This is a genomic window from Edaphobacter aggregans DSM 19364 (assembly GCF_000745965.1).
GTDB lineage: Bacteria > Acidobacteriota > Terriglobia > Terriglobales > Acidobacteriaceae > Edaphobacter > Edaphobacter aggregans.
In genome coordinates this window covers 27866-46446 of record NZ_JQKI01000028.1, presented here as the reverse complement: position 1 = coordinate 46446, position 18581 = coordinate 27866, and the positions used below count along the sequence as shown (strand labels likewise).

Sequence of the window (18581 nt, the reverse complement as noted above, 5' to 3'; positions counted from 1 at the left end):
TACGGGGGGTACCTCGACTTCGCTGCGCTTTGCTCGGAGTGACAACAGGTCAAGGCCTGGCTCAGATGTCGTTGCGCTTTCAGGGTGAGGATTCATTTGTTGGCGGTGGGACTTCGAGCATTGCCTGGGCGAGGCGGGCGTGGAGTCGCTCGCTGTAGCCAAGGGGGAGCTCAAAGACGCGGTCGTCGGCGGTGAGGATGAGGATGTTGCGCGTGGAGTCGAGGACGGCGGAGCAGATCTCGCAGTGCGCAAGATGCTCTTCGACATCGGCGCGGGTCTGGGCGTCGAGCGTGTTGTCGAGGTAGCCGGAGATGTAGTCCCAGACATGGCGGCAGCTCAGAACCATGGGAACCTCCTTCGGCGTGCGGGGGCAGCGCTGACGAGTTGCGGTGCGAGTTGTTTCTGCAACATCAAGCGGGCGCGGTGAAGCCTCATCTTAACGGATGCGATGGTGATGCCGAGGGTTTCGGCGGTCTCCTGAACGTTGCGCTCTTCGAGCTCGCGGAGGACGAAGACCTCGCGGTAGGCGAGGGGGAGCGAGGCGAGGGCGCGGCGAATGAGCGTGCGGACCTCCTGGCGTTCGAGGGATTCGGAGGGGATCTCGCGCCAGTCGGTGAGCTGCGCGGGAGCGACGGAGCCTTCGGAGGTGTCGTCGATGGAGTCGGTGAGGGCGGGTTGCTTGCGGCGCAGGCGGGCGCGGGCCTCGTTGAGGACGATGGCGATGAGCCAGGTGCTGAAGCGCGACTCGGAGCGGAAGCGGTCGAGGTTGCGGTAGGCCTTGATGAAGGCCTCCTGCGCGGCGTCCTCGGCCTCGGCCTCGTTGTGGAGCAAGGAGAGGGCCATGAGGTAGACGCTTCGCTCGTGGGGGCGAATGAGTTCGTGGAAGCTTTCGGTGTTGCCGGCCAGCACATCCGCGATCATGGCTGCCTCGTCTCTCTCTTTAGCCGGCGACTGCATCCGTTCCCCAGTGTGGCGTGTGCGTGTCTTTGGTGTGCATGTACAGCTTGAATTTGCTGGCGATGAGCGCGTCGAGCGAGAACCTGCCGGGGCCGAAGGCGAAGATGAGGACGGCGGCGGAGAGGAAGGGGAAGGGATCGGCGCCGTAGAACTTTTCGGGGTTGGAGAAGATGGAGAGGAGGGCCTCGTGGTCGGCGGTCCAGTAGGCGACGAACATGGAGCCGGTGAGAAGCAGCGATATGGGGCGTGAGAAGAGGCCGAGGATGAGCAGGATTCCGCCGAAGAACTCGAGTCCGGAGACGAAGTGCGCGTTGAGCGCGGGGAAAGGGATGTTGAGCGAGGTGAAGAAGTCGACGACCTTTTCCTGGTTGCGCAGCTTGCCCAGGCCGGTCTGGACGAACTGCCACCCCCAGTAGAGACGGACCGCGAGCAGGAGCGGCGAGCAAAGTCTGTCTGCGATGTCGCAGAGGACGGCGTGAGCGGAGGCGATGCCTGAGAGGAGTTTCATACGGGCTCCTGTGTGCGTGGAGTGCAGAGCCAGCCCATCTGCATGAGGTAGTGGAAGACGGATTGAATGTGCACGGGACGGTCGGCTTCGGGGACAGCGCTGTCGGTGAAGGCGGCTTCGATGGCGTCGCCGAGCGTGGCGGCGCCATCGAGCGCGTGGAGGAGAAGGTAGTCTTCGCGCGAGAGGCGCTTGTAGTAGACGGAGTCGTCGTGGCGGTGGACGGCGAGGTAGATCTGCTCGCGGCGTAGAGTGCGGGAGCGAGTGCGGCGAACGAGATGAATGCTGACCGCGTTCGAGGCCTGGGTGCCGGAGGCGTGGGATGCGTCGCGGATGGCGATCAGAGCGTCGTCTACAGCGTAGGGAGCTTCGACGAGGCGGAGGTAGGGCTGGAGTTCGAGGTGCGACGTGTCGTCGATGGCGGCGATCTCGTCGGCAGAGAGAGGAGTGCGCTGTTCGTTGTCGAAGGCTTCGATGTGGGCCCACTCGAGCGCGGCCATGGAGAGGGCGGCTTCAGTGTCGGGCTGGGTGTATTGCGGGTTTTCGCGCAGCCAGACGACGAGGGAGCGGCCGAGATTGCGCAGCGTGAAGGAGCGCGAAGGGTTGGCTTCGAGGTAGGCGCGCATGAGGTTTTCAAAGCGGCGCGTGCCGACGATGGATTTGAGGCCGGGGAAGTCCTCTTCAAAGGAAGAGAAGAGACGGAACCAGTATTGGCGGTTGTATATCTCGAGGCGCTCGAAGGAGGAGAGACGGTCGTTGGGCTTGATGAAGGTGTCGGCTTCGGCGGCGATGGACTTGCCGGCGCTGCGCTTGTGCATCGTCTCGTTGCGGGTGAGCGGGCGCATGACGGCGTTGGCCATGCGGCGCTGCAGGGTCTGGAGATCGGGGCCGGTCATGCGATCACCTTGAGCGGCTGTTCCTGCGGTTGGAGGAAGCGGTTGGCTTTGAGGGCTTCGGCGTGCACCTCGTCGAAGGAGGGGATGGAGTCATCCCACTCGAGCAGCGTGGCGGTCGGGCCGCAGCGCTCGATGGCGCGCGCGTAGAGCGACCAGACCGGGTCGAGGACGGGGTGGTCGTGGGTGTCGAGGATGTACTTCTCGAATCTGGAGTGGCCGGCGATGTGGATCTGGGCGACGCGCTCGGCGGGGACTGCCTCGATGTAATCGTGAGGATCGAAGTTGTGATTTTGTGACGAGACGTAGATGTTGTTGACGTCGAGGAGAATGCCGCAGTCGGCCTGCTCGACGACTTCGTTGAGGAACTCCCACTCGGTCATCTGGGAGACGTGGAACTCGGCGTAGCTGGAGACGTTTTCGACGGCGATGGGGATCTCGAGGAAGTCCTGGGCCTGGCGGATTTTTTCGGCAGTGATGCGCGCGGCCTCGAAGGTGTAGGGTATGGGGAGAAGGTCGTGAGTGTAGGTGCCATCGACCGAGCCCCAGCAGAGGTGGTCGGAGAGCCAGGGCGTGTTGGTGCGACGGACGAGCGCCTTGAGGCGGCGGAGGTGCTCGCGTGAGAGCGGATCGGCGGAGCCGAAGTACATCGAGACGCCGTGCTGCACGACGCGGTACTGATCGAGGATGCTGTCGAGCACGGAGAGCGGGCGGCCGCCGTCGATCATGTAGTTCTCGGAGATGATCTCGAACCAGTCGACGACGGGCTTCTTCTCGAGGATGTGCCGATAGTGTGGCACGCGGAGACCAATGCCGACGCCGTAGTCCGTGAATCCGTTGAAGCGATTTGCTGGCATTGCGGAGTCCTTAGCCTGGAGGCTGGTTCTGTTCCGCCATAACACTGGGGCAGTGTCGCGGCGGAACAGAACCTATCAGCTTGTGAGTTGGAGGGCCAGCTGCTACGCCGGGGGCTTGGAGCCATCGGTGGCGCATCCACCCTTGCCCTTGCAGCTGTTCTTGCCCTTGCAGCCGTTGTCGCTGGACTTGCATCCGCCTTTGCCTTTGCAGTCGTTCTTGCCTTTACAGGAGTGCTTGTCCTTGTCCTGCGCCATCATCGAGGCAGAGGAGAGTGCAGCAGCGCCGAACTGGGCGCCGTCGTGGTTATTGATGGAAGCGTTGAGGGGAGTAGCCGAGCCACTGAGCAGGCCGGTGACAGCGGCGCTCAGCATCATTGCCTTGAAGGAATTTTTCATGACATCTCCTTGGGTTTTGGGAAGGGCTAATCAGCGCCCCGTCTTGCCCCGTTAGATACGAGGCGAAGAGAAGGGTAACAGCTTTTTATAGAGTTTTTGTCACGGGGAAAGTAGGGAAGACGAGGCGAATCATTTCCGCATCCAATTGATTGTGAACGGCGTTAAGCAGGACACAGGCAAGGAGCCCGAAAGCAGGAAGGGCGTCGGGAAGCGGCGCCGCGGAGTGTGGGGCTGGACTGCGATCTCTCTTCTGCTTGCGGTGATCGTGGTTACGGCCGTTGTGGAGTTTATGCTGCATCGCGCCGAGCCGATTCTGAGGGGGCGGGTGATCGAGACTCTGAGCACGCGTTTCAACAGCAGGGTGGAGTTGGGCGGCTTTCATGTGTCGGTGCTGAAGGGCCTTGAAGTTTCGGGAGAGGAACTGCGCATTTATCCGACGGATGATGTCTTGGCGGCCGGAGCGAAGAACCCTCTGATCGAGTTGAGTCATTTCGCGTTTCATGCCGATGTACGCGGCCTGTTCTTGAAACCGATGCATGTGGGGACGGTGCACGTCACCGGGATGGCGATCCATATTCCGCCGCGCGAGGTGCGACGACAGGTGCCGAAGAGCAACCGCCACCTGGGCAAGATCAAGATTGTGGTGGACGAGATCGTTTGCGATGACTCGAAGCTGGTGATCGAGACGGCCAAGCCGGACAAGGATCCGAAGGAGTTCGACCTGGAGCATATCGTGATGCACAACGTGGGTCCGAATGCACCGTGGCGGTACGATGCGACGCTGGTCAACGCCATTCCAAGGGGAGATATTCATGCAACTGGGACATTTGGCCCGTGGGTGAATGAGAGTCCGGGAGATTCCACGGTGACGGGAAGGTACACGTTCGATCATGCGGATCTAAATACGATCCGCGGCATTGGTGGCGTGCTGTCGTCGGTGGGTGAGTTTACCGGGCAACTGAATCGGATTGTGGTGGATGGGACGACCGATATGTCGGACTTCTCCTTGGACACGGCGAATCATCCGATGCCGCTGCATACGAAGTTTCACGCAATTGTGGATGGAACGAGCGGAGACACCTACCTGCAGCCTGTGGAGGCGACGCTGGGCAGGTCGGAGTTCAGCGGTAACGGCGCGATTGTGAATATCAAGGGCAAAGGGCATCTGATCGATCTTGACGTGGATGTTCCACACGGGAGGATTCAGGACTTCCTGGAGCTTGGTGTGAAGACGCAGCCCGTCATCATGACGGGGTCGCTCAACATGAAGATGAAGCTGCAGATCCAGCCGGGCAAGGAACGAGTGATCGAAAAGCTGGGGCTGACGGGACGATTCACGCTGTCGAGGATTCACTTCACGAACGTCGCGGTGCAGGACAAGGTGGACATGCTTAGCCTGCGGGCGCAGGGCGCGGCGAAGCAGGCAAAGCCCGGCGCAGAGGATGTGCGGTCGAAGATGACCGGGCAATTTACGCTGGGCAGGGGGAGGATGGACTTCAGGCAGCTGGACTACGAGTTGCCCGGCGCCAGGGTGCGGCTGGCGGGCGTGTATTCGCTCGACGGCAGGGAGTTCGACTTTGGCGGGATCGTCAGGACGGACGCGAAGATCTCGCAGATGGTGGCGTCGACTTGGAAGTCGCTGTTGCTGAAGCCGGTGGACCCGTTCTTCAAGAAGAATGGTGCGGGAGCGGAGATTCCTGTGAAGATCACGGGGACGACCGGTGAACCGAAGTTCGGTCTCGACCTGAAACATAAGGACAAATACAGTCCTAAGGGTGAGAGCAACTAGAAGCCGCTGTCGTCTCCTGAGTCGAAACCGTCTCCGAAGTCGGAGCTGTCGTCGAAGGACGAGGTGTCGTCGGCGAAGTTGTCTGCTTTGTCATCACTGTTCATGAAGGCGTCGCCGTGGTCGTCCTTGTCGACGGCTTGAGAGAAGCGCGATTCGCCGCGCCGGTCTTCGATGTCGGGCGAGAGAGGGCTCTCGTGACCGCGCTCGTCGTCGCCGTAGTAGTTGTTGATGATCTCTGGTCGATCCCCTTCACCGAAGCTGCCGAAGCCTGGTCCGTAGCCTGCGGCGTGTCCGAAGCCGTGCATCAGGCTCTCGATCCCCTGGAAGGCGAGTGCGCCGGCGGCGACACCGGCTGCGGTCTGCATGGCACCGCGTAGAAAGCCTCCGGACTGCGGGGCCCCGTATGCCGGAGCATAGCCTGGAGCAGGAGCATACTGCGGCGTCGAAGTCGAATACGTGGGCGGCGGAGCAGGCGGTGGTGCTGGGCGTGAGGTGTCGTCACGGCCGAGCAGGCTGCCGAGGAAGCTGGTTGAGCGCTGCGGCTGCTGTGCCTGCTGCTGGCGAAGCTCCTCGAGCTGTTTCTGCGCCTGTTCGAGAGCATACTGCTGTACGAGCACGGTCTGTGCGAGGATGTAGAGCGCATCCGAGTTACGGCCGAGCGTCTGCTGCAACATCTCTTCGGCGTCGAAGTCCTTTTCCTGGAGCTTGGTCTGATTGACGCGCTGAATCAGGCGCTCAAGCATCTGTTGTTCCTGCGGTGTCATGGGATCTCCTCCGGCACGCGGGAGGCTTTCCCACGCGAGTCGTGTAGTAAGACGCGAATAGATACGGAAAGGTAGCGAAAGGGTTCAGCGGGCAGACGCTGAGGGCCCTAGTGCACTGTCTTCATGACGCAAAGCGAGGTTCAGACAGCTTCGCTCGATTTCAATGCACCGTCTTCATGCGGCGTGACATGAAGTCCATCAACAGGTAGTTGCCGAGGGTTTGCGGGGTGGTGAAGTAGGCCTTGCCGCGGCACATCGCGGTCACCTTCTGGACGAACTGCATGAGGGTGAAGTCGTTGGCGAGCATGAAGGTGTTGATCATGATGCCGGAGCGCTTGCAGCGCGAGACCTCTTCGAGCGTCTCTTCGATGACGAGCGGGTCGAGGCCGAAGGCGTTCTTGTAGATGCGTCCGTCCGGCAGGGTGAGGGCCGAGGGCTTGCCGTCGGTGATCATCACGATCTGCTTCATGTCCTTGTTCTGCTTGGCGAGGATGCGCTGCGCGAGTCGCAGGCCGTCGCGGGTGTTGGTGTAGTGGGGGCCAACACGGACGCGGGAGAGTTGCGAGACGGGGACCTCCTCGGCGGTGTCGTGGAAGAGGACGAGGTTGAGCGTGTCGCCGGGGAACTGCGTGCGGATGAGGTGCGAGAGCGCCATGGCGACGCGCTTGGCCGGAGTGAAGCGGTCTTCGCCGTAGAGGATCATCGAGTGCGAGCAGTCGAGCAGAACGACGGTGGCGCAGGAGGACTGGTAGTCGGACTGGTGGACGTGGAGGTCGGAGTACTCGACGTTGAGCGGCGTGTGTTCCTCGCCTTCGACGGCGGTGCGGATGCCCTCGCGAGCAAAGACGCTGGAGAAGGTGGCGGTGACGTCGAGGTTGAGCGTGTCGCCGAACTCGTAGAGCTTGGAGGAGCCGTTGATCTCGACGCCGGCAGCCTCGTGGCGGGTGTCGTGGCGGCCGAAGTTGGAGCGGCCGAGCGGGCCAAGCAACTCGCGCAGGGCCTTGTAGCCGAGGAAGTCCATGCCCTTGTCGGTGACTTCGAAGCGTGCATTCTCGTTGCCGTTGCCCATCTGGCCCTGGCCCTGGGGAGGCTGCTCGGCGTTGATGAAGTTCTGCTCCTGCATCTTCTGGATGATCTTGTCGATGAGCTCCTCGACCTGGTCTTCGGCGAGCGTGTCGAACTTCTCCTGCGCCTCTTCGTCGAAGAGTTCGCCGGACTCGAGCGCCTGGCGGATGGCATCGCGGAGGTTCTCGAGCGTCTGGTCGTTGAACTCGTGGAAGCTGGCGTATGGGTCGTTGAAGCCGGAGTCGAGGAAGAAGTCCGAGAGGGCCTGCATGAGGTCTTCGAGGCCGAAGCTCGAGGAGAGGTCGCCGGTGAATTTGGTGTAGCGGACTCGTTTCATGGGTTGATTCCTCCCGGGCGGCAAAGTCCTCTGCTTTAGAGTGTAGACCCTGCGGTTTAGATTCCGCTCGCCTTGCAGAGAGCCATCATTTACCAACCGCGCCGAGCGCGTAGCCGTCGATGATCGTCGTGCTGCCGTCTAGGTGTAAAAGGTTGGCGTCTCGAGCCCTCTAAAGATCGCGTGCGGGGAGGGCGCTGTACTCTTCTTGTTCGTGGGCATGACCATCGATACCCACACCGAATCAGCATTAGGCCCGTTCTTCGACTGACCGGAGCGACCACGGGATACGGCCGGAGAAAAACGACATCAAAGCCTGCTCAATCCTGAGGTGGATGGCAATTGCAAAGCCAACGGTAATTGCTGCGCCGACGGCCTGTGCGATCGCCAGAGTGAGCATTCCCTCAAGATGCAGTCTGCCGATCGCCCTAGCCGTGATTGGCACGAAGAAGAGATGCGTCAGATAGAGAGAGTAGGAAGCGTCTCCCAGGAGAAGCAAAAACGTGTGTCGCGAGAGATCAGCGACGGATTCCAGCGATGTGAAGGCCCAGAGCAGAAGGCATCCAGGAACGCCCCAGAGGAGGGCGCGAAGAAGGGACTCTTCGGCCTCCCAGGGGATGAGGGCAACAAAGAGTATGGATGCAATGGCAATCGAGATCGCCAAGACAGGAGGAAGGAGCACTCTTCGCAGGCACAGAGCTGCCAGAAAGAGTCCACCCAGAAACTCCAGTTCGATAGGATTGGCCAGCCAGGTGGCTCCCCAGGAATGGGGAATGACGATGCCAGCCACAGAGAGCGTGCCAATGACGACTGTACACCATGTGAGCAACGGCGCACGGCAGAGAATGCAAACCGATACGACTGCGTATAACAGCATCTCATATGAGAGCGTCCAACCGGCCGAAAGAACCGGGAGTACGAGTCCCTGCGGATTGTAGGCCGGCAGGAAGAGATAGGACGTGACAATGTACCAAAAAGAGAAATGACTAAGCAGGCTGACGGCGGCCGTGATTCGGACAACAATGAGCCTGAGCGTTGTAAAGAGCCAATAGAGCGATGCGACCCGAATGAAGCGTCGCGAGGCAAACTCCCCCGCCGCACGGCCGGCCTCCGGCTGGCGAAGCGCTTTCGAAGCAGCGAGATACATGACAAATCCGCTGACTGGGGAAAAGATGTCTACACCGAACGCTCCGCGGGTAAGGATAAAGAAGCGTTCTGCCCCCGCGATCCGAATGTCGCGAATTGCCACGATCTGGTGATGCAGTAATACAAGTACGGCCGCGATGCCGCGCAAAACCTGTATCCCGTAAAAACGGGTTGGGCTCCGGGAAGTCATTGCAGCAGCTCAATGTATCCCAGAATCCTGAGTTGCACTAAGAAATATTTGTCATTCGGCCTGCATGCGGGAACCGATTCCTAATTGAAGCCACGCCGCGTGCGATTGCGTGTGGTGTACTCTTCCTGTTCGCGTTCGCGCATGCGCTCGGCATAGCTGGCGGCCTGGTCGACGCGCTGCTTCTTTTCGGCGGCGGTGAAGACTCGTTCTTCGGCGCGGCTTATTCGCTTGTGGGCGTACATGCCTTCGAGCAGAAACTCGGCGGCGCTGACGGTGGTTTCGGGTGAGGACTTGCCGTTGATGTTCAGCGGGGAGAGTTTCTCGAAGAGGCCCTGGATCTGTTTGAGCTCGGCGAGCGAGCCGGCGGCGGGCTGGGCGTCGTTGAGCTGGACGGTGCCTCCGAGATTGAACCACTGCTCGATCTGCTGGGTGTCTGTGTCGCCGAAGTACTGATCGAAGATGTGGGAGACGGAGACGCGGATGATCTCGCGGATGACGGTGTCGGCGCCGCGCATCTCGCCTTCGTATTCGAGCTCGATCTTGCCGGTGATGCCGGGCAGCGCGGCGTAGATGTCGCCGACGCGGGGAACGACGAGGCTCTCGCCGTGAATGAGGGCGCGGCGTTCGGCGTTCGAGAGCACGAGTTCCATTGTGCTGATGGGAAGCCGCTGCGAGACGCCGGATTTCTTATCGACCTTCTTGTCCTCGCGGGCGGCGAAGGCGATCTGCTCCACAACCTGGCGGATGTAGTGGGGAATCTCGATGTTTGCCGCGGGACGCTTTGACCATGCTTCCTGCGCGGTGATCGCGATGCCTTCTTCGATGTCCTCGGGGTAGTGTGTGCGAATCTCCGAGCCGATGCGGTCCTTGAGCGGGGTGACGATCTTGCCGCGCGCGGTGTAGTCCTCGGGGTTGGCGGAGAAGACGATGGCGACGTCGAGCGGCAGGCGGACGGGGTAGCCCTTAATCTGCACGTCGCCCTCCTGCATGATGTTGAAGAGAGCGACCTGGATCTTGCCCGCGAGGTCGGGAAGCTCGTTGATGGCGAAGATGCCGCGGTTGGCGCGGGGCAGAAGGCCGTAGTGCATCGTCAGCTCGGAGCCGAGGTCCTGGTTGGAGCGGGCGGCCTTGATCGGGTCGATGTCGCCGACGAGATCGGCCACGGTGACGTCGGGGGTGGCGAGCTTTTCGACGAAGCGGTCGTCCGGGGTGACCCACGCGATGGGCGTCTCGTCGCCCATTTTGGCGATCAGATCGCGCGAGTACTTGCTGATGGGCGCGTAGGGGTTGTCGCGAATCTCGGAGCCTGCGATGTAGGGCGTGTGCGGATCGAGCAGCGTGGTGAGCGCGCGGAGGATGCGCGACTTCGCCTGTCCGCGCAGTCCGAGCAGGATGAAGTTGTGACGCGAGAGGATGGCGTTGACGATCTGCGGGACGACGGTGTCCTCGTAGCCGACGATGCCGGGGAAGATAGTCTCCTGGTTTTCCTTGCCGCGGGCACTTGTGCGAAGGCGGCAGATGAGGTTCTCGCGAAGCTCGTCCTTGACGCTGCGAGCCAGGCGTTCGGGGGTGTAGTCACTGCTCCGGAGAGCGCCGAGGGTCGCGGGGAGTCGATTCGCCATGGTGAGAGTATAGATGTTCGGGGCGGGCGAAGGGTTCGATGGGAGTGGCGTCAGTGTGCGAGATCGTCGAGCAGGGCCTGCATCTCGGAGGCGGCGTGGGCGTTGCCGTGCCGGACGGCGGTGGCGATGCCGTGGCGTAGGCGCTCGATGGCCTCGGCGGAGCGGCCGAGTTTGGCGAACGTCTGGGCGGACATCTGGTAGGCCGGAATGTACTCGGGATTGTGCCGAATGAGGATGTCGAACTCGGCGAGCGCGTCGTCGGTTCGGCCTTCCGAGAGGTGAGCCATCGCCAGGCCGTAACGGGCAAAGGCATCGGCAGGGTTCTGCTCGAGCACTTGGTTGAGAAGCGCGATTCGATCCATAGAACGATGGTGCGCTGTCTCGCATGGAGTTGGCAAGCCGTCGCGATTTACACTGGAAAGGGATGAGTGACGTAGTTTTGGCAAGAACGGTATGCGAGTCGCAATCGGAACGCAGTGAGATTATCTTTCCCTCGGACGCGAATGCCCTGGGAAATCTCTTTGGCGGACGGTTGATGCAGTATATCGACCTGGTTGGAGCGATGGCGGCGAGCCGTCATGCACGGGCCACTACGGTGACGGCGAGCATGGATCATCTGGACTTCGTCGCGCCGGTGCGTGTGGGCGATCTGCTGATCCTGAAGGCCAGTGTGAATCGCGCGTATCGCACCTCGATGGAGGTTGGGGTGAAGGCGATGGTGGAGGACGTCCGGAAGAACAGATTGCGTCACGTCTCGTCGGCGTATCTCACCTTTGTCGCTGTGGATAAGGAAGGGAGCAGGATTGTTGTGCCGCAAGTGATTCCGGAGACGGAGCACCAGAAGCGGCGGTTCGAAGACGCAGGACGCCGCCGCGAGATGCGGGCAGGCGAGACGCAGCGCAAGAAGGAGATGCGCGCCGCGCTCGGCGATGAGTGGCATATCTGACGCGTTCGCGCGCCGTGAAAAGAGATCAGGAGAGGGTTATGGGACACATGGGAGCAGGAGTTCCGCAGGGGCCGCAGCCTCTGCCTGGAGTGGCGCACGTTGTAGCAGTTGGCAGCGGCAAGGGCGGGGTCGGCAAGACAACGATCGCGGTGAACCTGGCGGTTGCGCTGGGCAAGCTGGGTTATAAGGTCGGGCTGATCGACGCCGATATCTATGGGCCGAACGTGCCGACGATGCTGGGAGCGACGCGGCAGCCGAGCGTGCTCGAAGGGAACCGCATCGAGCCGATCCTGGCGCACGGGGTGAAATTCATCTCGATTGGGCTGATCTCGCCGGGGGACAAGCCGCTGGTGATGCGCGGGCCGATGCTGCACCAGATCATCCGGCAGTTTCTGCAGCAGGTGGAGTGGGGCGAGCTGGACTACCTGATCATCGACCTTCCTCCGGGGACGGGCGATGTTGTGATCTCGCTGGTCCAGACGGTTCCGCTCACCGGGGCGATCGTGGTCTCGACGGGATCGAGCGTCGCGCTCGAGGATGCTCGGAAGGCGCTGGAGATGTTTCACCAGGTGAAGGTCGAGGTTCTGGGTCTGGTGGAGAATATGTCGCAGATGACGCTGCCTTCGGGCGAGGTGATCGATGTGTTTGGCGCCGGCGGAACGGAGCGGACGGCGGCACAGTTCGGGCTGCCGTTTCTGGGCGCGCTGGAGCTGAGTCCGACGATCCGCGAGGGCGGCGACAAAGGACTTCCGGTTGCGCTTGCGGGGCCGGAAGCGAAGCTTTCGGCGGAGTTCTATGCGGTGGCTCGGCGCGTGGCCGACAAGGCGCGCGAGGCTGCGTCTAAGAGTGAGGACGTGCTGGAGATCAGTTAGGCCTGTTGACGGTAACGGTAGACTGGACTCGAGCGGGAGGAATCGCGATGGCAGAGGAAGGGCGGATCACGGCGCGGCAGCGGGCCATCCTGACGGCCATCATCGAGAGCTATATCGCGACCGGCGAACCTGTGGGTTCGGGAACGATTGCGCGGCTGGCGTACGGCGAGATTCCGGCGATGAGCTCGGCGACCATCCGCAACGAGATGGCGGAGTTGGCCGAGGCGGGTTTGCTGGAGCAGCCGCATACCTCGGCGGGGCGGATTCCGACGGCGCGCGCGTTCCGGATGTACGTGGAACAGCTGAGCGGTGGGGCGCATCCGCGGATCGATGCCGGGCGGCTTCCGGCGCGGTCGCGGCGGCAGATCGATTCGAGCTTTGTGGGCGTTGCGGGAACGCAGGCGGTGCTGGAACGAACGTCGCATGTGCTGGCGACGCTTTCAAGCGGCGTCGGGCTTGCGATTGCGACGGCTGCGGAGGGCGATGCGCTGGAGCATGTGCACTTCTCGCGGCTGGCTCCGGCGCGGGTTCTGGCGGTTGTGGTGACGCGGTCGGGAATGGTTCGCGACCGTGTTTTGGCGCTCGATCATGACCTGACGCTGGGCGAGCTGGAGACGGCGGCGAACTTTCTGAACGAGCACTTCCGGGGCTGGAGCGTAGAGCAGGTTCGCGCGGAGCTGGCGCGGATGGTGGAGCGCGAGCGCACGGAGTATCAGCGGCTGCTGAACTCGGTACAGCAGCTCTGGGTGAAGACGGTTCCGGCGGCGGAGACTCCTGTTGCGTCGGTCTACGTCGAGGGCGTGGCGAACCTGATTGGAACGCAGGTTGATGGCGAACGGCTGCGCGAAATGCTGGTCGCACTTGAAGCCAAGCAGAGGCTGGTGGAGCTGCTGAATGCGTATATCGACTCTCGGCAGGAGAGCGTTCGCGTGGTCTTCGATCTCGAGGAGCAGGCTCCGGAGATGGCTGGGTTGGTGCTGATCGCGGCGCCGGCGCGGATGGGGGGCGAGAATCGCGGGACGATCGGGGTGATCGGAAGCACGCGGATGGACTACGAGAACACGATGAACGCGGTCGGCTATCTGTCTCGGGTCTTCGACCGGATTGTCCTGCATCCAAACGAGTAGTTGGGCTTCTACGCCTGGGATTGCGCGATGGGCGATAATAGAAGAGGGAAACGATTCCATGAGGAGACATGATCCAATGCAGGACGAGACCACTGTGCAAGCCGTGCAGGAGGGTGATGTTGTGACGACTCCTTCTGAGGAGGCAGTGCAGGATGCAGCTCAGGTGGAGCTTGAGCAGGTGAAGGGCGAGCGCGATCAGCTTCTGGACCGGCTGGCGCGGCTGCAGGCGGAGTTCGACAATGCGCGCAGGCGCGAGGCGAAGGAGCGTCAGGACGCTCGCGATTACACGGTTTCGAGTACGGTTGAGCCGTTCCTGGGCGTGATGGACAACTTCCAGCTGGCGCTGAAGTCGGATGGTTCGGCCGAGCAACTTCGCGGGGGCGTGGAGCTGATTCTAAAGCAGATGGAAGACGCTCTGCGCGGGCTGAACGTGGTTCCGGTGGAGAGCGTCGGGGCGCAGTTCGACCCGCGAGTCCACGAAGCTCTGGGGAGCATCGAAACCAAGGAGTTTCCCGATCATCAGGTGCTGGAAGAGGTTCGTTGCGGGTACAAGGTCCGCGATAAGCTGCTTCGTCCGGCGCTGGTGAAGATCGCGGTGAATCCGGCGATGGTGAGTGACTAGTCTGGGTTGTTGAAGATGGAGTTGTTGAAAGAATGAGTGCGACGGCAAACGTGACCAAGACCGATTTCTATGAAGTGCTGAACGTCTCGCGGGACGCTTCCGATCAGGAGCTGAAGACGGCTTATCGCAAGCTTGCGATGCAGTATCATCCGGACCGCAATCCGGGCGATCACACCGCCGAAGAGAAGTTCAAGGAGTGCAGCGAGGCTTACCAGGTTCTGAGCGACCCGGAGAAGCGCGCGGCGTACGATCGCTACGGCCATGCGGCGTTCAACGGCAGCTCGAGCGGCAGCGGCTTCGGCGGCAGCCCGTTCGGCGGCGGCTTTGGCAACGCTCAGGACCTTGGGGACATCTTCGGCGACCTGTTCGGCGAGATGTTCAACATGGGCGGCTCGCGCGGTCAGGCCTCGCGGGTGCAGCGCGGGCGCGATCTGCGCTACGACCTGACGCTGGAGTTCGAAGAGGCGGTCTTCGGGGTCGAGCGCGAGATCAAGATTCGCCGCAGCGAGGCGTGCAGGGACTGCCGCGGATCGGGCGCAGCCAAGGGCAAGCAGCCGGTGACGTGCACGCAGTGCGGCGGTCGCGGCCAGCAGAGGTTCCAGCAGGGCTTCTTCTCGGTGGCGAAGACCTGCTCGGTGTGCGGCGGAACAGGGACGCTGATCGTCGATCCTTGCCCGACGTGCCACGGCGAGACGAGGCTGCAGGCCGAGCACACGATCGTGGTGAAGGTTCCGGCGGGCGTCGAGCAGGACACGCGGATCCGCTATCAGGGCGAGGGCGAGGCCGGGAAGTTCGGCGGGCCTTCGGGCGACCTTTACGTGATCCTGAACGTGAGGGCGCACAAGTTCTTCGAGCGCGACGGCGATGATCTGCACTGCGTTCTGCCGATCTCGTTCCCGCAGGCTGCTCTGGGGACGGAGCTTGAGATCCAGACGCTCGAGGGGGTCGAGACGATCAAGATTCCCGAGGGCACGCAGAGCGGGCGCGAGTTCAAGCTGCGTGGTAAGGGCGTTCCGCACCTGAACGAGCGGGGCAAGGGCGACCTGATCGTCGAGATACGGGTGCAGACGCCGGCGAAGCTCAACAAACAGCAGAAGGAGCTTCTGCGGCAGCTTGGCGAGACAATGCACGTGGAAAACACGCCGACCTCGCGGGGGATCTTGGACAAGGTGAAGGAGATGTTCAACTGACCCCTCCCCCCTGGTGGTAAGATAAGTTCTTTTGTTTCTTCGGTTTGCTTGATTCCTACAGCCTAAAATATTGAATCTTCAGGGTTTAGGGGTCAAAATCTTGATTCAAAAGGGGAAAGCCCCGGCCTTATGTGGCTGGGGCTTTCTCTTTTCTGATTCTGATTTGAGTTTAGCAAACCGGAGGTAATTAATCGGCACTTTTTATTTCTTTTGGATTGAGAGAGATACGTGGTTTTGGGGCTTGACAAGGTTTTTGGCCTCGCTGAGATTTGAGTCGCTTCGTCCTTCGGACTTCGCTCCAGCCTTCGGCAGAGTGGTGCGTCGCCTTTTCGCGACGGGTATAGACGCGGGGCTGAAGCCCCGCTCTACCTTAGAAGCAAAGGCGCTGGTTTCAGAAGCAAAGGCGCTGGTTTCGAAGTGCGGGTGAAGCGACAACCGCGGTGGCGGAGCACGCGAACTACTGAGATTCTTCCCGCTTCGACTGCGCTCAGGGTCAGAATGACGGTCCTTGGGTTAACAGGCATTTGTGGCAGGGAAGGGACTACGATTCGGTAGAAGGATGGCCGGACGTCCGGGCCGATGACGAACCGTGCTGCCGGTATCGGGGAGAATGAGCGACGGCGGTGGAAAAGAGATCAAGAAAATGGGATGGGCGCCGATACTGAGGGGATGAATGAGGCGTCTTAAGGAGAACATGCACTGGTTTGCCTAGTCATGGGTATATTCGTGGCCTGGAGTTTGGGTTGAGTTGGGTGGTTGCGACTTATATGATAGTTGCTGCATCGAATATCTGATAATTTGACAGAAGGACACTCAATGGCAAACGACTTCGTAAGTGTAATCAAGCCAACAGCAAAGAACGCCGAAGGGGGCGAGGGCGCGAATGGCAAGCGGCCGGTTCCGGTTTTGCCAGTGCGCGATACGGTTCTCTTTCCGCATGCGGTTCTGCCTTTGACGGTGGGCCGTGACAGCTCGATTCAACTGATCCAGTCCCTGGGAGAGGAGAAGTCGATCCTGGTGGTGGCGCAGCGGGATGCTCGTCAGGACGCGCCCCAGACGGCGGATCTGTTCGCGATAGGAACGCGGGCGACGGTACACAAGGTCGTCAAGATGCCGAACCAGAGCCTGTTCGTGTTTACGGAGGGCAATGAGCGGGTGCAGCTGGGCGAGTTTACGCAGCTGACGCCGTTTATGACGGCGGAGTTCGAGGTGGTTCCGGAGACGGAGCCGGAGAAGACTCCGGAGACGGAGGCCCTGCAGCGGAATGTGGTGAGCCAGTTTCAGCAGATTGTTACGTCGTCGCCAACGCTGTCGGACGATCTGCAGACGATTGCGATCAACATCGAGGAGCCGGGGAGGCTGGCGGACTTTATTGCCTCGTCGCTGCCGTTTTTGACGACGGCGGACAAGCAGGAGCTTCTGGAGACTCCGGATGTGACGGCTCGGCTGGAGCGGATCAACAAGCACTTGGCGAAGGAGATCGAGGTTCAGCAGCTGAGGAACAAGATCCAGAGCGAGGTTCAGGACTCGGTGCAGCAGTCGCAGAGGGACTACTACCTGCGCGAGCAGCTGAAGGCGATCCAGAAGGAGCTGGGAGATGTTGACGAGAGCCAGAAGGATATTGCCGAGCTGAGGGAGAAGATCGAAGCGGCCGGGATGCCGGACGAGACGAAGAAGGACGCGTTGAAGGAGCTGGCGCGCCTGAGCAGGATGAGCCCGATGGCGGCTGACTACAGCCTGACGCGGAACTATGTGGAGTGGCTGGCGGTTCTGCCGTGGGCGAAGAGCTCGGCAACGGAGGTGGACATCAAGAAGGCGAAGGAGATTCTTGATGCGGACCACTACGGGTTGAAGAAGGTAAAGGACCGGATTCTGGATTACCTGAGTGTGCGGCGGCTGAAGCCGGACATGAAGGGGCCGATTCTGTGCTTCGTCGGACCTCCGGGCGTGGGCAAGACCTCGCTGGGGCGGTCGATTGCGAAGGCGCTGGGACGGAAGTTCTCGCGCATCTCGCTGGGCGGCATGCATGACGAGGCGGAGATCCGCGGCCACCGCAGGACGTACATCGGAGCTCTGCCGGGACAGATCATTCAACACCTGAAGAGGGTGGAGGTGAACGACCCGGTCTTCATGCTGGATGAGATCGATAAGCTGGGGCGTGACTTCAGAGGCGATCCTGCGAGCGCGCTGCTGGAGACGCTGGATCCGGAGCAGAACAATACGTTCCGGGACAACTATCTGGATCAGCCGTTCGATCTGAGCAAGGTTCTGTTTATCTGCACGGCGAACCAGCTGGACACGATTCCTGCTCCGCTGCTGGACCGGATGGAGATCATCGAACTGACCGGCTACACGGAGGAGGAGAAGGTCAATATTGCGGAGCGGTATCTGGTTCCGCGGCAAGTCAAGGAGAACGGAGTCGATCCGGGGATGATCGAGTTCCCGACGGAGAGTGTGGCAATGATTGCGCGGCACTATACGCGTGAGGCCGGGGTTCGCAAGCTGGAGCAGAGGATCGGAACGGTTGCACGCAAGGTGGCTCGCAAGATCGCCGAGGGAGCGACGGAAAAGGTCACGATTACTCCGGAGGTGATTCACGAGTTCCTGGGCGGGATCAAGGTTCGCGTGGACACGGAGATCGCGGAGCGGACGAAGCGCGCGGGCGTGGCGGTTGGCCTGGCGTGGACACCGGCGGGAGGCGACGTGCTCTTTATCGAGGCGAACAAGATGAAGGGCAAGGGCGGCTTCACGATCACGGGCCAGATCGGCGATGTGATGAAGGAGAGCATGCAGGCGGCGCTGACCTGGGTTCGGTCGAACGCGAGCCAGTTCGGGCTGGAGGAGGACTTCACGAAGGAGACGGATATCCATATCCACGTGCCTGCGGGAGCGATTCCGAAGGATGGGCCTTCGGCCGGCATCACGATGGCGACGGCGCTGGTGAGTCTGCTGACGGACACACCGGTGCATCCGCTGACGGCGATGACGGGGGAGATTACGCTGAGCGGCAACGTGCTGCCGGTGGGAGGCATCAAGGAGAAGTTCCTTGCGGCCAAACGCGCGGGAGTGCGGGACGTGGTTCTTCCGCTGGAGTGCAAGACGCAGGTGGAAGAGGACCTGACTCCGGACCAGATCGAGGGCGTGAAGATTCACTACGCCACGCAGATCGATCAGGTGCTGGCGGTCGCGCTGCCGAAGACGGTGCAGGAAGAGGCCGAGGACGAGGCTGTGCGGGAAGAGGTGATTCACGCCTCGGCGTAAGGCTTGATGATGTGAGTAAGGGCGGTTCGGCTTTGGCCGGCCGCC

The 18581-nt window shown here is 61.5% G+C and carries 18 protein-coding genes; 7 read left to right on the top strand and 11 right to left on the bottom strand.

All coding sequences use genetic code 11. The features are described from left to right. Nucleotides 1–79: 79 nt before the first annotated feature. The 6 genes from Q363_RS13825 to Q363_RS13800 form a co-directional block, all read right to left on the bottom strand. Nucleotides 80–346, bottom strand: a complete 267-nt coding sequence (locus Q363_RS13825) for an anti-sigma factor family protein (protein ID WP_035351083.1) — start codon at nt 344–346, stop codon at nt 80–82. Beyond that, a complete protein-coding gene (locus tag Q363_RS13820; protein ID WP_035351080.1) occupies nt 337–957 on the bottom strand; it encodes a sigma-70 family RNA polymerase sigma factor in 621 nt (206 codons plus the stop codon). Before Q363_RS13820 ends, Q363_RS13825 begins: the two co-directional genes overlap by 10 nt. After that, a complete protein-coding gene (locus tag Q363_RS13815) occupies nt 941–1465 on the bottom strand; it encodes a DoxX family protein (RefSeq protein ID WP_051978750.1) in 525 nt (174 codons plus the stop codon). Before Q363_RS13815 ends, Q363_RS13820 begins: the two co-directional genes overlap by 17 nt. Beyond that, nucleotides 1462–2358 (bottom strand): HvfC/BufC N-terminal domain-containing protein, encoded by an 897-nt coding sequence (locus Q363_RS13810; RefSeq protein WP_035351078.1) that lies wholly within the window; start codon nt 2356–2358, stop codon nt 1462–1464. Before Q363_RS13810 ends, Q363_RS13815 begins: the two co-directional genes overlap by 4 nt. After that, complete coding sequence (gene bufB / locus Q363_RS13805) at nt 2355–3212, bottom strand: MNIO family bufferin maturase (RefSeq protein ID WP_035351075.1); 858 nt, start codon at nt 3210–3212, stop codon at nt 2355–2357. Before bufB ends, Q363_RS13810 begins: the two co-directional genes overlap by 4 nt. 102 nt (nt 3213–3314) lie before the next feature. After that, nucleotides 3315–3608 (bottom strand): hypothetical protein, encoded by a 294-nt coding sequence (locus tag Q363_RS13800; RefSeq protein WP_035351073.1) that lies wholly within the window; start codon nt 3606–3608, stop codon nt 3315–3317. Between the two features lie 151 nt (nt 3609–3759). Here Q363_RS13800 and Q363_RS13795 point away from each other — a divergent pair, with 151 nt between their 5' ends. Next, the gene (locus Q363_RS13795) at nt 3760–5397 is read left to right on the top strand and encodes an AsmA-like C-terminal region-containing protein (protein WP_245632214.1); all 1638 of its coding nucleotides are present in this window, start codon (nt 3760–3762) and stop codon (nt 5395–5397) included. Here the strand turns inward: Q363_RS13795 and Q363_RS13790 are convergent. The 5 genes from Q363_RS13790 to Q363_RS13770 all read right to left on the bottom strand — a co-directional run bounded on the left by Q363_RS13790 (nt 5394) and on the right by Q363_RS13770 (nt 10880). Then, nucleotides 5394–6161, bottom strand: a complete 768-nt coding sequence (locus Q363_RS13790) for a DUF2076 domain-containing protein (RefSeq protein ID WP_035351072.1) — start codon at nt 6159–6161, stop codon at nt 5394–5396. The genes Q363_RS13795 and Q363_RS13790 overlap by 4 nt on opposite strands. Before the next feature lie 160 nt (nt 6162–6321). Further along, entirely contained in the window at nt 6322–7563 is a 1242-nt protein-coding gene (locus Q363_RS13785) for a vWA domain-containing protein (protein ID WP_035351070.1), read from the bottom strand. Nucleotides 7564–7810: 247 nt separating this feature from the next. After that, on the bottom strand, nt 7811–8896 hold the full coding sequence (locus Q363_RS13780; RefSeq protein ID WP_084080348.1) for an acyltransferase family protein: 1086 nt from the start codon (nt 8894–8896) through the stop codon (nt 7811–7813). Between the two features lie 80 nt (nt 8897–8976). Next, nucleotides 8977–10518, bottom strand: a complete 1542-nt coding sequence (locus Q363_RS13775) for a sigma 54-interacting transcriptional regulator (RefSeq protein ID WP_035351066.1) — start codon at nt 10516–10518, stop codon at nt 8977–8979. A gap of 50 nt (nt 10519–10568) precedes the next feature. Then, nucleotides 10569–10880 (bottom strand): tetratricopeptide repeat protein, encoded by a 312-nt coding sequence (locus Q363_RS13770; protein ID WP_035351064.1) that lies wholly within the window; start codon nt 10878–10880, stop codon nt 10569–10571. A 62-nt stretch (nt 10881–10942) separates the two neighbouring features. Here Q363_RS13770 and Q363_RS13765 point away from each other — a divergent pair, with 62 nt between their 5' ends. From Q363_RS13765 to lon, 6 genes are all read left to right on the top strand, one after another. Then, nucleotides 10943–11464 (top strand): acyl-CoA thioesterase, encoded by a 522-nt coding sequence (locus Q363_RS13765; RefSeq protein ID WP_035351060.1) that lies wholly within the window; start codon nt 10943–10945, stop codon nt 11462–11464. Nucleotides 11465–11502: 38 nt separating this feature from the next. After that, complete coding sequence (locus Q363_RS13760; protein WP_051978749.1) at nt 11503–12336, top strand: Mrp/NBP35 family ATP-binding protein; 834 nt, start codon at nt 11503–11505, stop codon at nt 12334–12336. A 47-nt stretch (nt 12337–12383) separates the two neighbouring features. Then, nucleotides 12384–13463: a heat-inducible transcriptional repressor HrcA gene (gene hrcA, locus Q363_RS13755; protein WP_035351057.1), complete on the top strand. Its 1080-nt coding sequence runs from the start codon at nt 12384–12386 to the stop codon at nt 13461–13463. Between the two features lie 76 nt (nt 13464–13539). Continuing rightward, nucleotides 13540–14085: a nucleotide exchange factor GrpE gene (locus Q363_RS13750; protein WP_245632213.1), complete on the top strand. Its 546-nt coding sequence runs from the start codon at nt 13540–13542 to the stop codon at nt 14083–14085. 32 nt (nt 14086–14117) lie between these two features. Further along, nucleotides 14118–15275 (top strand): molecular chaperone DnaJ, encoded by a 1158-nt coding sequence (dnaJ, locus tag Q363_RS13745; protein WP_035351052.1) that lies wholly within the window; start codon nt 14118–14120, stop codon nt 15273–15275. An 816-nt stretch (nt 15276–16091) separates the two neighbouring features. Then, a complete protein-coding gene (lon, locus tag Q363_RS13740; RefSeq protein WP_035351050.1) occupies nt 16092–18536 on the top strand; it encodes an endopeptidase La in 2445 nt (814 codons plus the stop codon). The last annotated feature ends 45 nt before the right edge of the window (nt 18537–18581 follow it).